13 protein-coding genes are annotated in these 14717 nt (G+C 59.9%); 6 read left to right on the top strand and 7 right to left on the bottom strand.

The genetic code is table 11. The features are described 5' to 3' along the window. The first annotated feature begins 2 nt into the window (after window positions 1-2). The 4 genes from AB4Z13_RS18145 (at window position 3) to AB4Z13_RS18160 (ending at window position 4368) form a co-directional block, all read left to right on the top strand. Window positions 3-869 (top strand): tetratricopeptide repeat protein, encoded by an 867-nt coding sequence (locus tag AB4Z13_RS18145; protein ID WP_113320966.1) that lies wholly within the window; start codon window positions 3-5, stop codon window positions 867-869. A 25-nt stretch (window positions 870-894) separates the two neighbouring features. Continuing rightward, on the top strand, window positions 895-1968 hold the full coding sequence (locus AB4Z13_RS18150; RefSeq protein ID WP_442206430.1) for an NAD(P)/FAD-dependent oxidoreductase: 1074 nt from the start codon (window positions 895-897) through the stop codon (window positions 1966-1968). Window positions 1969-2179: 211 nt separating this feature from the next. Further along, complete coding sequence (locus AB4Z13_RS18155) at window positions 2180-3823, top strand: sensor histidine kinase (RefSeq protein WP_442206431.1); 1644 nt, start codon at window positions 2180-2182, stop codon at window positions 3821-3823. Between the two features lie 62 nt (window positions 3824-3885). Further along, on the top strand, window positions 3886-4368 hold the full coding sequence (locus AB4Z13_RS18160) for a DUF992 domain-containing protein (protein ID WP_310383724.1): 483 nt from the start codon (window positions 3886-3888) through the stop codon (window positions 4366-4368). A 45-nt stretch (window positions 4369-4413) separates the two neighbouring features. Here AB4Z13_RS18160 and AB4Z13_RS18165 read toward each other — a convergent pair whose 3' ends face one another. From AB4Z13_RS18165 to AB4Z13_RS18190, 6 genes are all read right to left on the bottom strand, one after another. Beyond that, window positions 4414-5808, bottom strand: a complete 1395-nt coding sequence (locus AB4Z13_RS18165) for an NAD(P)(+) transhydrogenase (Re/Si-specific) subunit beta (protein ID WP_113320970.1) — start codon at window positions 5806-5808, stop codon at window positions 4414-4416. A gap of 7 nt (window positions 5809-5815) precedes the next feature. Then, window positions 5816-6214, bottom strand: coding sequence for a proton-translocating transhydrogenase family protein (locus AB4Z13_RS18170; RefSeq protein WP_007817406.1), 399 nt, complete (start codon window positions 6212-6214; stop codon window positions 5816-5818). Next, window positions 6214-7362 carry a Re/Si-specific NAD(P)(+) transhydrogenase subunit alpha gene (locus AB4Z13_RS18175; protein WP_442206432.1) on the bottom strand — a complete coding sequence of 383 codons (1149 nt, stop codon included), beginning with the start codon at window positions 7360-7362 and terminating at the stop codon, window positions 6214-6216. The genes AB4Z13_RS18170 and AB4Z13_RS18175 overlap by 1 nt, the downstream gene beginning before the upstream one ends. 106 nt (window positions 7363-7468) lie before the next feature. Next, window positions 7469-7693, bottom strand: a complete 225-nt coding sequence (locus tag AB4Z13_RS18180; RefSeq protein WP_007817412.1) for an aa3-type cytochrome c oxidase subunit IV — start codon at window positions 7691-7693, stop codon at window positions 7469-7471. A gap of 165 nt (window positions 7694-7858) precedes the next feature. Then, on the bottom strand, window positions 7859-8611 hold the full coding sequence (locus tag AB4Z13_RS18185) for an N-acyl amino acid synthase FeeM domain-containing protein (protein ID WP_113320972.1): 753 nt from the start codon (window positions 8609-8611) through the stop codon (window positions 7859-7861). Between the two features lie 143 nt (window positions 8612-8754). Continuing rightward, a complete protein-coding gene (locus AB4Z13_RS18190) occupies window positions 8755-11058 on the bottom strand; it encodes a putative bifunctional diguanylate cyclase/phosphodiesterase (protein ID WP_439016591.1) in 2304 nt (767 codons plus the stop codon). A gap of 319 nt (window positions 11059-11377) precedes the next feature. Here AB4Z13_RS18190 and AB4Z13_RS18195 point away from each other — a divergent pair, with 319 nt between their 5' ends. Beyond that, window positions 11378-11917 carry a TRAP transporter small permease subunit gene (locus AB4Z13_RS18195; RefSeq protein WP_113325766.1) on the top strand — a complete coding sequence of 180 codons (540 nt, stop codon included), beginning with the start codon at window positions 11378-11380 and terminating at the stop codon, window positions 11915-11917. 21 nt (window positions 11918-11938) lie between these two features. Then, window positions 11939-13429, top strand: a complete 1491-nt coding sequence (locus AB4Z13_RS18200; RefSeq protein WP_439016592.1) for a TRAP transporter large permease — start codon at window positions 11939-11941, stop codon at window positions 13427-13429. A gap of 86 nt (window positions 13430-13515) precedes the next feature. On the opposite strand, the gene AB4Z13_RS18205 is transcribed toward AB4Z13_RS18200, so the two are convergent. Further along, on the bottom strand, window positions 13516-14622 hold the full coding sequence (locus tag AB4Z13_RS18205; protein ID WP_442206433.1) for a TRAP transporter substrate-binding protein: 1107 nt from the start codon (window positions 14620-14622) through the stop codon (window positions 13516-13518). Between the last annotated feature and the right edge of the window lie 95 nt (window positions 14623-14717).

The following is a 14717-nucleotide window of genomic DNA, read 5'->3' on the forward strand; positions in this document are numbered from 1 at the left end:
GAATGGCTGTAATAACCTTCAATCCGTCCCGCTCTTTGCGTTCGCAGAAATCGGTCATGCTTGTCTCGCTGGCGCTCGCCGCCGCGCTCGGCCTTGCCGGTTGTGAAACGACCAACACCTCGGATGCCGTGATCCGCATCGACAAGGCACAGGGCTCGCAGGAAAACATCGCTTCGCTGACCGGCGTCATCAACGCCAATCCGCGCGATCCGGAAGGCTATAACGTTCGCGGCTCAGCCTATGGCCGCGCCGGCGAATTCCGCAAGGCGCTCGACGACTTCAACACCGCGCTGCAGATCAACCCGCGCTTCTTCCAGGCCTATGCCAACCGCGCGCTGGTCTACCGCAACATGGGTCAGCAGCCGCAGGCAATCGCCGATTACAACGCCGCCCTGCAGATCAATCCGAGCTATGACGTCGCCTATATCGGTCGCGGCAATGTCTATCGCATGGCCGGCCAGGACGATCAGGCCTTCAACGATTTCTCAAAAGCGATTCAGCTCGGCACGACCGATGGTCGCGCCTATCACAATCGCGGCCTGATCTATCAGAAGCGTAATCAGCAGGATAAGGCGATCGACGACTTCTCCAAGGCGATCTCGCTGTCGCCGAACTCGCCCGAGCCCTATAATGGCCGCGGCATTTCCTATATCGCGCTGAACGACAACGACAACGCATTCGCCGACTTCAACCACGCGATCGAGCTCAACGGCAACCTCGCCGAATCCTGGGCAAACCAGGCTCTCGTCTACGAGCGCCGCGGCGAGAAGGACAAGGCCATCCGCTCCTACCGCCACGCTGTTGGCCTCGATCCGAAATACCAGCCGGCCCGGGACGGACTTGCCCGCGTCGGCGGCACCACCGGCTGACGGATAACGGGAAGAGGTGACGACGATGACAGCGAAACCGCATGTGATTGTCGTCGGCGCCGGCATTATCGGCGCCTCGATTGCCTGGCATCTCACACACAAGGGTGCAGCAGTCACCGTCGTTGGCGAAGAACTCGGCGGCGTGGCGACACCCTGCTCTTTTGCCTGGATCAATGCAAGCTGGGGCAATCCCGAATTCTATTTCCATCTTCGCCGTCGGGCGATGGCCGAATGGAAGCGACTGGCACGGGAACTACCCGGCCTGCCGCTCGCCTGGTGCGGCAGCCTCTGCTGGGATATGCCGGCGGCCGATCTCGAAGCCTATGCCGATGAACATGGCCGCTGGGGCTACGGTATCAGCCGGCTGAACCGGGAAGAAAGCGCTCTGCTCGAACCCGGCCTTGGCGAATATCCGGATTTCGCCCTCTATGTCGCAGAAGAAGGTGCGGTGGAGCCTGTTGCCGCCGCACGTTTGATGCTTGCTGATGCCGAAGCACATGGTGCGACGTTCGTTCATGCCACGGTCAACGGTCTGTTGCAGAGTGCTGGACGAATCGTCGGGGTCGTAACGTCGGAAGGCATGCTCGAAGCCGATCACGTCGTGCTGGCCGCAGGTGCAGGCGCAGTTCCGATCGCCGCCTCAGCGGGGATCACATTGCCGCTGTCTGCACCAGCTGGCCTGATCGTGCACTCCCGTCCTGTCTCGAAGCGGTTGAACGGCCTCGTCATGACACCGCAGCTGCATATGCGCCAGACGGCGGAAGGCCGTATCATCGCCGGCTCGGATTTCGGTGGCGGCAATCCCGGTGAAGATCATCAGGCAAGTGCAGCGGAACTCTTCGCACGCGTAAAAGCGATGATCATAGACAATGCCGATCTGAAGCTTGATTTCTTCACGGTCGGCTATCGCCCGACACCGGCTGATGGTTTTCCCATCATCGGCAATGCTGGCCTGCCGGGTCTCTATGCCACGGTCATGCACTCCGGTGTCACGCTTGCCCCGCTTGCGGGCATGCTTGCTGCCGACGAGCTTCTGTCAGGTAAGAGTGACGAAAGCCTCGCGCCCTTCCGGTTGCAGCGCTTCACCGACGAAGGATAGTCCTTAAAAAATTGACGATTTTGCACCTGACTATTTTAGTAGGTTGCAACCAAATGCCCCGCCCCCTAACATGACCCCGCTTTGATAGCGGGCTATTGGGCGGTACGAAATGTAAGGGGCGTTTGCGAGCGATGCGGATTCTTGCTTTCGTTAGACTCTGCGAAACCGAGCTTCCCCAGCATCCAGTCCCGGCAGTTCGGGGGCGGTATCGATGAGGTTCGCCGTACGTCTTTTTCCGAAAGCTTCCATCGGAACATATCTTATCGCCATGGCCGTGGCGATTGCACTGCCGATCTTTGCCTTCGTTGCCCTTCTTCTCATGCAGCTGGAAGACAATCAGCGGTCTACGCTCAAGCGCGAAACCGCGCAGGATGCGCTCGCCCTCTCACGCACCATCGACCGCCAGCTTCAGGATATGGCAACGACGCTTCGGCTGCTGTCCTCCTCGCCGGAGCTGGAGAGCGGCGACTATGAGTCTTTCTACAATCGCACGGAAACAGCGCTGCGCGGCGATACGCTCTATGTGATCGCGGTCGACAGAGCCGGGCAGCAATTTCTGAATACCCGTCGCGCCTTCGGCACGCCGCTCGGCAAGACGACGAACATCGCGGCTTTGGAAGCCGCGATGAAGTCCGGCCGGATCGAAGCCTCCGACGTCTTCATGGGCGCGACGAGCGGCATGTGGGTCTATAACGTCACGCTGCCGCGTGACGAGGATCCTGTCGCCGCATTGATCATCACCCAGAATGCCACCGATCTTGCAAAGCTAGTCACGACAGAGGGCCTTGCCTCCGGCTGGTCAGCGGCGGTCATCGATCAGGGTGGTCATGTCGTGGCGAGCCGCGGCCCTGCCAATCTGCAGCCTGGCGAACCCTTCGACCCGCGCATCCTGCCTTCGCTCGTTGCATCCAGCGGCGTTTTCGAAGACAGCGATATCCTCCCGCACGCCCTGTTGGGCTATGCGCAGATTCCCGGCTGGTCCTGGAAGACCGTGGTATGGGGGCCGATCGCCACCGCCCAGGCACCGATCCTCAGCACCTGGCGCTTCCTACTGATCGGCGGCCTTGTGCTGCTGCTCGTTGCCGTACTTGCCACCTATGCCGTTGCCCGGCAGGTCCGCTCGACGATCCGCGAAATAGCAGACATGGCGAACCGGCTCGGCGAAGGCCATATCGTCTCCCCCGTCGAAACCAGTGTCATCGAGGCCAACCAGGTGGCGATTGCGCTTTCCAATGCCTCTTTCGACCGTAGCCAGAGCGAAGACCGGCTGCGCTTCGTCATGCATGAGCTGGTTCATCGCACCAAGAACCTGCTGACGCTTGTTCTCGCAATGATGCGCCAGCTCTCCAAGCAGGCCGACAGCGTCGAGACATTCCGGCTGGCCGTCGCTCACCGCCTTGAAGGACTCGTGCGCTCGATCGAGCTTCTGACGGGCGAGCAATGGTCCGGCGTCTCGCTGCATCGCGTCATCGATATTCATCTCCAGGCCTTTCCACAGGCTCGCGAGCAGGTGAAAATCGAGGGCATGGATTTCATCCTCAAGCCCGATGCCGTGCAGAATCTCGGCCTGGCGCTGCATGAACTCGCCACCAATTCGGTGAAGTACGGAGCGCTCTCCGTGCCACAGGGCAGTGTGCGCTTCGAATGGCAGCCAGCAGAGGACAACATGTTGCGTTTCACCTGGACTGAAAGCGGTGGCCCGTCCGTCAGCCCGCCGTCGCGCACCGGTTTCGGGACCACCGTCATCAAGGCGCATGCCGCCTCCGCTTTCCGGGGCAAGGTCGATGTCGACTTCCATCCGGAAGGTCTCGTCTGGACCCTCACAGCCCAGCGTGGGACGATGGAGCGCGAGTAGCGCGACCGGAACAATCACTGCAATCGCCCGTTTCGAACAGGTCATTCAAAAGGAGAAGGACCATGTTCAAGCAAACCATGATTGCCGCTGCAATCGTTTCGGCTGCGACTTGGGCCAGCTCGGCCGCAGCAGCCGACTATATGTCGCTTGGCCGGCTCGTCTGCGGATCGGATGGCGGTCAGGGACTGATCGTCACTTCTGAGAAAAACCTAATCTGCACCTATACGCCGGCTTCCGGTGGCCCTAAGGCGGTCTATGCCGGCAAGATCGAGAAATTCGGCATCGATATCGGCCAGACCGGCAAGAGCGTGATGATCTGGCAGGTGCTCGCCAAGACCGGCACCAACATGCCTGATTTCGCACTCGCCGGCGAATATTACGGCATCGGCGCAGATGCCAGCCTCGGCGCCGGTGGAGGTGCCAAAGTCATTGCCGGTGGCACCGACAAGGCCTTCATGCTGCAGCCGCTGAACCTGCAGGCGCAAGAAGGTCTCAATCTCGCCATCGGTGTCGAGAAGATGACGCTGGTGCCGGGCGAGATCTGACAATGCACCGATAAAAGAAAAGCCTGCCGAAGCGGGCTTTTTCGGTTAGTGGGCGATTGCCTTGTTGATCTCTTCGGTCACCTTCTTGGCGTCCCCGAGCAGCATCATCGTGCCGTCCTTGTAGAACAGCGTGTTGTCGATGCCGGCGTAACCCGAGCCGAGCGAACGCTTGACGAAGAGGCATGTTTTGGCCTTGTCGACGTCAAGGATCGGCATGCCGTAGATCGGCGAGGACTTGTCGTCGCGCGCCGCCGGGTTGGTGACGTCATTGGCGCCAATGACATAAGCGACATCGGCCTGGGCGAATTCCGAGTTGATGTCCTCAAGCTCGAAGACTTCGTCATAGGACACATTGGCCTCGGCAAGCAGCACGTTCATATGACCCGGCATGCGGCCGGCGACCGGATGAATCGCATACTTTACTTCCACGCCGTTCTTCTTGAGATTGTCGGCGAGTTCGCGCAACGCATGTTGTGCCTGCGCCACCGCCATGCCGTAGCCCGGCACGATGATGACCTTGGAGGCATTCGCCATCAGGTAGGCCGCATCCTCAGCCGAGCCGAGCTTGACGATCTTCTCCGACGTATCCGCCGCGCCGCCTGCCATCTCGCCGCCGAAACCGCCGAGGATGACGGAAAGGAAAGAGCGGTTCATGCCCTTGCACATGATGTAGGACAGGATCGCACCCGATGAGCCGACCAGCGCACCGGTAATGATAAGCGCCAGATTGCCGAGCGTGAAGCCGATGCCGGCGGCAGCCCAACCCGAATAGGAATTCAGCATCGACACGACGACAGGCATGTCTGCGCCGCCGATCGGCACGATCAGCAGGATGCCGAGTAACAGCGAGAGCGCAACGACCGCCCAGAAATCCAGGTGGCTCTCAGTCACCGCCAGACCGATGATGAAGAGCACGATCAGGACAGCGAGGGCGATGTTGATCAGGTGGCGGAAGGGCAAAAGGATCGGCTTGCCGGACATGCGCCCATCGAGCTTCAGGAAGGCGATGATCGAGCCGGTGAAGGTCAGCGCGCCGATCGCCACACCGATCGCCATTTCGATGCGTGCTTCCGTATGGATCTGGCCAATCTCGCCGATACCGAAAGCATCAGGCGTATAGAGCGCCGATGCCGCGACCAGAACCGCGGCAAGACCAACCAGCGAATGGAAGCCGGCAACGAGCTGCGGCATCGAGGTCATGGCAATGGTGCGGGCAATATAGGCGCCGGCGCTGCCGCCGATGGCAAGACCGAGAATGATGAGCACGAAGCCGCCGAAGTCAGGCGTCGCCAGCACCAGCGTCGTGAGGATGGCAATCCCCATGCCGATCATGCCGTAGAGATTGCCCTTGCGGCTAGTCGCCGGATGCGAGAGCCCCCGCAACGCAAGGATGAAGAGAACGCCGGAGACGAGATAGAGGAAGGCTGCAAGATTGGTCATCGGCCCCTCACTTGTCCTTCTTGCGGTACATCGCCAGCATGCGCTGCGTGACGAGGAAGCCGCCGAAGATATTCACGGAGACGAGCACGAGCGCAACGAAACCGAAGCCGGTCGCAAGACCGCTGGTCGAAATGCCGACGGCAAGCAGCGCACCGACGACGATGACCGAGGAGATCGCGTTGGTAACGGCCATCAGCGGCGTATGCAGCGCCGGCGTTACCGACCAGACGACGTAGTAGCCGACGAAGATCGACAGCACGAAGATCGCGAACTGGAAAACGAAGGGATCGATCGCACCGCCGGTGGCGGCACTTGCCGCTTCAGGCGCCTGGGCAGCAGCGGTGATGACCGCGGTGACGGCCTGGTCGAGCTGCTCCAGAGCCTTGTCCATTGCTTCACTGGCCATCAGTTATCCCCCTTCTTGGCGCCGCCGAATGCCGGATGCACGACATCCCCCGCATAGGTCAGCATAGTCGCCCTGATGAGCTCGTCCTCGAGGTTGAGCACGACCGATTTCGTTTCCTTGCTCACCATCGTCTCCAGGAAGGTGACGAGGTTCTTGGCGTAAAGCGCTGAGGCGCTGGCCGCCACACGGCCCGCCATGTTCGGAAAGCCGATCACCTTCACACCTTCGACATCGGCGACCTGCCCTGTAACCACACCTTCAATATTGCCGCCCCGCTCGACTGCGAGATCGACAGCAACCGCCCCCGGCTTCATCGAGGCCAGCATGGTGCGCGAGACGAGCCGCGGCGCCGGACGGCCGGGAATGAGAGCCGTGGTAATGACGATGTCCTGCTTGGCGATGTGCTCGGTCACGAGCGCAGCCTGCTTCGCCTGATAGTCGGCCGACATTTCCTTGGCATAGCCGCCGGCCGTTTCCGCCGCCTTGAACTCGTCATCCTCGACAGCGATGAACTTCGCGCCGAGAGATGCAACCTGTTCCTTCGCTGCGGGGCGGACATCGGTTGCCGAAACGGCGGCACCGAGACGGCGCGCCGTCGCAATCGCCTGGAGGCCGGCAACGCCCGCACCCATGACGAAAACCTTAGCGGCAGGAATAGTACCCGCTGCCGTCATCATCATCGGCATGGCGCGGTCATAGACGACTGCTGCCTCGATGACCGCCTGATAGCCTGCAAGATTGGCCTGCGACGAAAGCACATCCATCGACTGCGCACGGGTGATGCGCGGCATCAGCTCCATGGCGAAGGCGGAAAGACCGGCGCGGGCCATCGCGGCGACCGCCTCGTCATTGCCATAGGGATCCATGATGGCAATGACGACGGCACCGGTCTTATAGCCGGAAATTTCGCTTTCGCTCGGCCGGCGGACCTTGAGGACCACATCGGCGGACGCGGCATCTGCGAACGTGCCGATTGCGGCGCCCACGGCCTCGAACTCACTATCCGGAATGCGAGAAAGTGCCCCCGCGCCCGCTTCGACGATGACATCGAAGCCGAGCGACTTTATCTTTTTCACGGTTTCGACAGACGCGGCAACGCGCGTCTCATCGCCCGTGATTTCCTTTGCTACGAAAACGATATTGGCCAACTGCCCCCTCCTCCGGGTCAGCTGGGCCGTGGCAGGCTGCTTGCCTGCACGGGCCAAGCATCTACATCACAAAGTTCGGAAGACCGTGTCTTCCCGCAGGCCGCGCTTAGCGGAGCAGGAAGATGCCGGCAACGAGGATGATGAGGAAGACGAGGATGCCGCCGAGGAAACCGGCGCCGCCGAAGAAACCGGCAGCCATGGCAAGCATCAGGGCGATCAGAAGCATCGAGCCGTATTTCGTGCCGGCAATGAACATGTTGTAGGTCTTTTCATGTTCCTTGTAGTCCATCGGCGCGCCGGTCTCGACCGGTCCGGTATGATGTTCGGCCATGAATATCGTCTCCCTGAAATGCCTTAGCGCTGCCTGATTCCCTCGCCTCGGCGAGGCAAATCCCCACCCGCAGGGATTACACAATGACGGGAGAAAGCGCAATGCATGAGAATGCCGCAGGAACGCCCTTCTCCTGATGTGGAGAGGGCGTTCCCTATGGAAGAATCAAAGCGGCAGATCCGTTCCGAGCTGGCCTTCCGGCACGAAACGGGCGGTGGGAACGATGGTGAGCGAAGGCCGCGTGTTTTCCGGGCCGCGCGCGAACATCATCCGCTGCTCGCTGGCGCTGGAAATGAAGAAGGGATAACGCGTGAGAAGCTTGCGGCCGACCTCGACGACGTTGGTCGCCATCAGCGTCATGTCGATCCCGTAATTTTTGGCCTTCTGGCCCGGCACGACGGTGTCTGCATAGAAGACACGCTTGTAGAATGCCGCATGCGGCGGGCGGACGAACTGCAGAACCCGATGTGCACGGAAATGCGCGGCCGCGACGATGCTTGGCCGCAGCGTCAGGTAGGGAATCCAGGTCAGATCGGCGGTCAGATCAGGATCGGCGGCAAAACGCGCCGGATCGATCAAGCTGAGGCCGGCATCGAGAAGCGCATCGATTGCTTCCGGGAAGGCTCCGGCCGACTGGCTGACGCGATGTTCCGGTGTCACATGGTGGATACGGATCGTGCTGACCAGCTCGCCGTAATAATAGAGCCCGAAAACATGAGCATGGCTATCGAAATCCGTGTCGTCGAGCAGTCCCTTTGGGGCCAGCGCCAGCGTGTCGTGCGCCTTGTAGGCCTTGTAGCGCAGCCGCTCGACACCTTCCATGTCCTCAGTGCTTTCGACGCGGCGATATTCGACATTATCAAGAACTTCGAGAACCTTTTTCGAAAAGTCGCTCGTACTCAAAGGGACAGACGCCATAGATGCACCCCGTTGTTAACGGGTCATTAATCATACCACATTCAGTAAAGCGCAAGATTTGATAAGAATTTTGGACGTATTTGAATCATTAAGGTTAACGGCCGCGAGTATGCCCGTGGTCACACCGTCAGGTAGCGCCCTGATCAGGCGACCTTGCTGCGGCGACGCGGTGCCGTGCGGCGGTTGAGAGCGTGGGAGAGGATGCCAATTTCCTTCGAGGGGACTGGCGGGGAAAAGACGTAACCCTGTACGAGATCCGTGCTGCGGTGCTTGTTGAGAAGCGCCAGTTGCTCCGGGGTCTCGACACCCTCGACGACGATCTTGAGGCCGAGCTCGCGGGCAAGGTGGACCGTGCCGCGCAACAGTTTCAGACGGCGCGTATCTTCAACGATGTTACGCACGAAGGAACGGTCGATCTTGACGATGTCGAGCGGCAGCGTGTCGAGATAGCTGAGGCTGGAGAAGCCGGTGCCGAAATCGTCGATGGCGATGGTGATGTCGCGGCTTCGCAATTCGGCGAGGATGGCGCGCACGACCGCCGGCTCGTCGATCAGGCTGCTTTCGGTGATTTCCAGATGCAGGCGCGATGCCTCAAGACCGGAATACGCCAGCGCGTCCGCAACGACCGACAGGATGTCCGCGTCACGCAGGTCGCGCGCCGACAGGTTGACTGAAACGGCGATATGATCCGGCCAGCTCATGCATTCTTCACAGGCCTTGAAGAGCACGAAACGCGTGATCTGCGAGATGATGCCCATCTCTTCAGCGAGGCGGATGAAGACGTCGGGCGGAATGGAGCCCTTTTCCGGATGCACCCAGCGAGCCAGTGCTTCGGCGCATTCGATGCGCGTACCATCAGCCTTGAACATCGGCTGGAAGGCGAGGTGCAGCGCATTTGCAGCCACAGCCTCGCGCAGATCCGCTTTGAGCTTCTGCTGCTCGATATAGCGACCGTCCATTTCGTGCTCGAAACCGGTGATGCCGCCCTTCAAGCGCGACTTGCTTTCGAACAGCGCAAGGTCAGCCTTGACGCTCCATTCGTCCATGGCGAAGGCGTCGCTCTCGAGGACGGCGTACCCGGCACTGAGCGAGACGAGGAAGGTCACCTGATCGACTTCATATTGACCCTGGATCGCGGCATGCAGCTTGCGGATGTCGGCATCCAACACCTGCCGGTCACGCGCATGCGGGAAGAAGAGGATGAATTGGTCGCCCATCAGGCGGCCGACGATGGCGTTGCCGGCCATCTCCTTGACCCGCACGGCGATGGCGCAGAGCAGGTGGTCACCGGTCACATGGCCGCGCATGTCGTTGACATGCTTGAACTCGTCGATATCGAGGATCATAAAGCCGAGGGGACCGCGTTTCTTCGAATGTCTGGCGAGATAATCCTGCACGAGATGGCCGAAATATTCGCGGTTCGGCAGGCCGGTCAGCGCGTCGAAGCGCACCATATGCAGGATCTTCTGCTCGGCCTTCACACGGCTCGAAACGTCTTCGAAGATCAATACCGCACCGCCATCTGCGCGCCGGCTTGCCGAGAATTCCAGCGACAGTCCCTCAGGGAAATGAATGAGCGTGCGCGACAGGCTGCCTTCGGCCACCTGTGTCAGTTGCCGCAGGATCAGCTCCGGCTGCGAAGCGTCCATGAAGCTGTAGCGTGCGCCGTAACGCAACACAGCGCCGAGATCGCGGTCCTTCAGCCGGTCCGGCACGCCAATTTTCAAGAGTTCGCAGGCCTTGCGATTGATGACCTGGATCCGGTTCTCCTCGTCGACCATGACGAGGCCATGCGGCATGTTGTTCAGTGCCGTATCGAAGCGATCGGCAATCGAAGCGATCTCGCGGCGTGCGATCACGTTCTCATAGAGGAACTCGCGCACGCCGGTGGCCATGGCCCGTGTCGTCAGCCAGAACGGAATGAGGAAGACTGACAGGATGCCGCGGTAGAAATCGAGCGTCATGACGCTGCAGATGATCATCGGCAGACAGCAGGAGAAGGTCTGCAGGTCGACCGCCATGCGCGAGCCGTAGTTGCGGCCGACGACCGAAACCATCGTCGCCATGGTCACTGCAATACAGGCGAGCTCGGCAAAGGAATCACGCGTGAAAAAGATGGCATAGCCGCTGCCGATGCCAAGAAGTGTAGTAATGCCGGCTGCGCCGACCACGAGAATCTTCTCCCAGCGCTCGATCTCGGCAAAGGAGAGCTTCTCCTTGTCTACCTTATCGAACAGCCGGAAAATCGCCATGCGGGCGCAGAACACCATGATGACGGCGACAGCCAAGAATATATAGACGGGAGAGTCAGTCTTAGCAGCAACAGCAAGGAAAGTGGCGGAGTGTACAATGACGCCAGCGAGAAGCGTCATGCGGTTCCCGGAGAGGGAACTCACAAACGACAGATACACATCCTTAGGGACCCTGTTCGGGTTATGTGGCTTCATCCATACTTTCCCTGTGCGCGGGAAATGTAAACCGAACCCTTTAAAAATTGATTTCAAACGGTTCAAACATTTGGTCAATTTTTCTAAAACCATAGGATGAGCTACTCATCCAAGGCGCGATAATACAGCTTTCTCGCGAGGTTTTTGAAAAAAATATCCGCGCCTGAGTTGCCAGAATTTTTCAAAGGGATCACAGGGTCTAGCCGCATAAGACTATACTCCAAGGCGGGTCATTTATCCTTCCAATTTCAAAAACCCTAGTTTACACCGATTGCAGAGGGAGAACTGCCGAAAACGGCAAGACAATAAGGGGAGGCGAATGTCGGTATTCCTGGCCGTCAGTCGGCTGATTGACTCGATCAGCGAGTTCATTGGCAAACTATCCGAATACATGGTGTTGTTCTGCTGCCTGATCAGCGCCGGAAACGCCGTCGTCCGCTACGCTTTCAACTACAGTTCAAATGGCTGGCTCGAGATCCAGTGGTATCTCTTCGCCTTCGTCGTCGTGCTCGGCGCCTCGCACACCTTGCGCAAGAACGAACATGTGCGGGTCGATCTGATATACGGCTCTGTCTCTGACAGGGCAAAGATGTGGATCGACATCGTCGGCCTGATCGTCTTCCTCATCCCGGCCTGCATCTTCCTTTCCATTCTCTGCTGGCCCTATTTCCTACTCGCCTATCAGCAGGGCGAGGTTTCCGCCAATGCCGGCGGCCTCATCCGCTGGCCTGTGAAGCTGGTGCTTTTTGCCGGCTTCGCGCTTCTGACCCTTCAGGGCATTTCGGAATTGATCAAGAGGATCGCCGCGCTGTCCGGCACGATCGAGATCGATACGAAATACGAAAAGCCGCTGCAGTAACGCGCGCCTGGAGGAACAAATTTGTTTGACTACGGTATCATCCCGCCGGCGATGTTCCTGGGCATGGTCATTTTCATGCTCTACGGCTTCCCCGTCGCCTTTTCGCTCGCCGCCGTCGGCCTTTTCTTCGGTATCATCGGCATTGTGACCGGGCATTTCGGAGAGGTCTTCCTGCAGGCGCTGCCACTGCGCTTCTTCGGCATCGTCTCCAACGATCTGCTGCTCGCGATCCCTTTCTTCACCTTCATGGGCGCCATACTAGAGCGTTGTGGGCTGGCCGAAGATCTGCTCGAAGGCACCGGCAAGCTCTTCGGTGGCGTTCCCGGCGGCCTGGCCTATGCTGTCATCCTTGTCGGCGCCGTGCTCGGCGCGATCACCGGCACGGTGGCCGCCTCGGTCATCACCATGGGTGTGATTTCGCTGCCGATCATGCTGCGCTACGGCTACAATCCGCGCCTTGCTACCGGCGTCATCGCCGCCTCCGGCACGATCACCCAGGTGATCCCGCCCTCGCTGGTACTCGTCGTTCTCGCCGACCAGCTCGGCAAATCGGTCGGCGACATGTATCGCGGCGCGATCGGCCCGTCGATCCTGCAGGTAGCGATCTTCGTGCTCTTCATCCTGGTGCTGTCGATCTTCCGGCCAAAATCGATGCCGCCGCTGCCAAAGGAAGTGCGCGGCGACTTCAATTGGGCGCTGCTCATGAAGGTGCTGATGGGCATGGTGCCTTCGATCGTGCTGATCTTCCTCGTGCTCGGCACGATCTTCATGGGTCTTGCGACGCCGACGGAAGCCGGCGCGCTCGGCGTCGTCGGCGCCATGGCGCTCGCGGCCATGAACCGGCGCCTCACCTGGCCGCTGATCCGCGAGGCGATGACATCGACCACGCACATCACTTCCATGGTTGTGATGATCCTTATCGGCTCCACCTGTTTCAGCCTGGTCTTCCAGGGCATGGACGGCTCGCGCTGGATCGAGCATATGCTATCGGGCATTCCCGGCGGCCCGGTCGGCTTCCTGATCTTTGTCAACATCTTCATCTTCGTGCTCGCCTTCTTCCTCGATTTCTTCGAGATCGCCTTCATCGTCATCCCGATGCTCGCCCCGGTCGCCTCCAATCTCGGCATCGACCTGATCTGGTTCGGTGTGCTGATCTGCGTCAACATGCAGACGAGCTTCATGCACCCGCCCTTTGGCTTCGCGCTCTTCTACCTGCGCTCGATCGCCGGCCGCGAGGTCAAGACCTCGGATATTTACATGGGTGCGCTTCCCTGGGTCGGCATGCAGCTGATCCTGGTGGCGATCGTGATCTTCTGGCCACAATCGGTGACCTACTGGCTGGACCATGGCCCGAAGGTCGACCCGAACTCGATCAAGATTGAAGTCCCGGGCTTCGGCGGTCAGCTCGGCCTGCCCCCGCTCGGCGGCAACAACGGCTCGCCGCAGATCCCGGGCCTGACCCTGCCGCCGCTGAATGGCCTGCCGGGAGCGCCGCCGGCGCCTGCCAAATAGCCAGCAAAAAAGCAAAACCCCGGATCGAAATCCGGGGTTCTGGTATCGTGTGCGTGTAAACCACCAATGTTAGCGGCGGGGGCTCCTCAGATCTTGCCCGCGCGCTGCTGGATCATCATGAACGTATCGAACGTGTATTCCGAAAGCTGCATCCAGAGATAGGCATCCCGCTTGAAAGCAGTCTGGTCATCGTAGATCTTCTTGAAATATTGGTTCGTGCCTGAGATTTCGCCGTAGATGCCCATCGCGGCCTGGAAGCAGGCCTCCATGATCTCCTGGCTGAACGGCCGCAGCGTTGCGCCTTCCGCAACAAGCTGCTTCAGCGCGCTCGGGTTCTTCGTGTCGTATTTTGCCAGCATGTTGGTGTTGGCGAAGGCGCAGGCGTCGTTGAGCGCTGCCTGATAGTGCTTCGGCAGGCTGCTCCACTTATCGAGGTTGAAGAAGGCATGCACCGTCGGGCCGCCTTCCCACCAGCCCGGGTAATAGTAGTACTTCGCCACCTTGTGGAAGCCGAGCTTCAGGTCGTCATAGGGGCCGACGAATTCTGCCGCGTCGATCGTTCCCTTTTCCAGCGCCGGATAGATGTCGCCGCCGGCGATCTGCTGCGGGATGACGCCTACCTTCTCCATGACGCGACCGGCGAGACCGGCAATGCGCATCTTGACGCCCTTGAGGTCGTCGAGCGTATTGATTTCCTTGCGGAACCAGCCGCCCATCTGCGCACCGGTATTGCCGGCCGGCAGGGCATACATGCCCTGCGTGGCATAGAATTCGTTCATCAGTGTATTGCCGTTGCCCTGGTAAAACCAGGCATTGGTCAGGCGGCTGTTCAGTCCGAACGGAATGGCAGTTCCGATGGCGTAGGTCGGGTCCTTGCCGACGAAATAATAGGAGGTGGTGTGGGCTGCCTCGACAGTACCGGCCGCCACCGCATCGACGGCCTGCAGGCCGGGGACGATTTCGCCGGCTGCGAAAGGCTGGATCGTGAAATTACCATCAGTGGAAGCCGAAACATGCTTGGCAATATCTTCGGCGCCGCCATAGATCGTGTCCAGGCTCTTCGGAAACGACGAGGTCATACGCCAGGCAATCTTCGGGTTTTCCTGCGCAATTGCAGGTGCTGCCAAAGCAGTCGCGGCAACGGCACCGGCGCCGGCTGTTCCCGCCTTCTTCATAAATGAACGACGATCCATCAAAAACCTCCCGTATAGATGGCACTGCGTGGTCAATCCTCACCCCTACCCGCAGTAATGGCAAAGCTAAGCATGGCGGAAGAAGCGTTTCAAGC

The sequence above is a fragment of the Rhizobium sp. YAF28 genome (assembly GCF_052113285.1).
In the GTDB taxonomy this organism is placed as follows: domain Bacteria; phylum Pseudomonadota; class Alphaproteobacteria; order Rhizobiales; family Rhizobiaceae; genus Rhizobium.

Bases quoted from the DNA above. Each gene is read 5' to 3' on its own strand.
- AB4Z13_RS18190 (WP_439016591.1), bottom strand. From the start codon at position 11,058: ATGAAGCCACATAACCCGAACAGGGTCCCTAAGGATGTGTATCTGTCG.
- AB4Z13_RS18155 (WP_442206431.1), top strand. From the start codon at position 2,180: ATGAGGTTCGCCGTACGTCTTTTTCCGAAAGCTTCCATCGGAACATAT.
- AB4Z13_RS18180 (WP_007817412.1), bottom strand. From the start codon at position 7,693: ATGGCCGAACATCATACCGGACCGGTCGAGACCGGCGCGCCGATGGAC.
- AB4Z13_RS18150 (WP_442206430.1), top strand. From the start codon at position 895: ATGACAGCGAAACCGCATGTGATTGTCGTCGGCGCCGGCATTATCGGC.
- AB4Z13_RS18170 (WP_007817406.1), bottom strand. From the start codon at position 6,214: ATGGCCAGTGAAGCAATGGACAAGGCTCTGGAGCAGCTCGACCAGGCC.
- AB4Z13_RS18160 (WP_310383724.1), top strand. From the start codon at position 3,886: ATGTTCAAGCAAACCATGATTGCCGCTGCAATCGTTTCGGCTGCGACT.
- AB4Z13_RS18185 (WP_113320972.1), bottom strand. From the start codon at position 8,611: ATGGCGTCTGTCCCTTTGAGTACGAGCGACTTTTCGAAAAAGGTTCTC.
- AB4Z13_RS18145 (WP_113320966.1), top strand. From the start codon at position 3: ATGGCTGTAATAACCTTCAATCCGTCCCGCTCTTTGCGTTCGCAGAAA.
- AB4Z13_RS18205 (WP_442206433.1), bottom strand. From the start codon at position 14,622: ATGGATCGTCGTTCATTTATGAAGAAGGCGGGAACAGCCGGCGCCGGT.
- AB4Z13_RS18195 (WP_113325766.1), top strand. From the start codon at position 11,378: ATGTCGGTATTCCTGGCCGTCAGTCGGCTGATTGACTCGATCAGCGAG.
- AB4Z13_RS18165 (WP_113320970.1), bottom strand. From the start codon at position 5,808: ATGACCAATCTTGCAGCCTTCCTCTATCTCGTCTCCGGCGTTCTCTTC.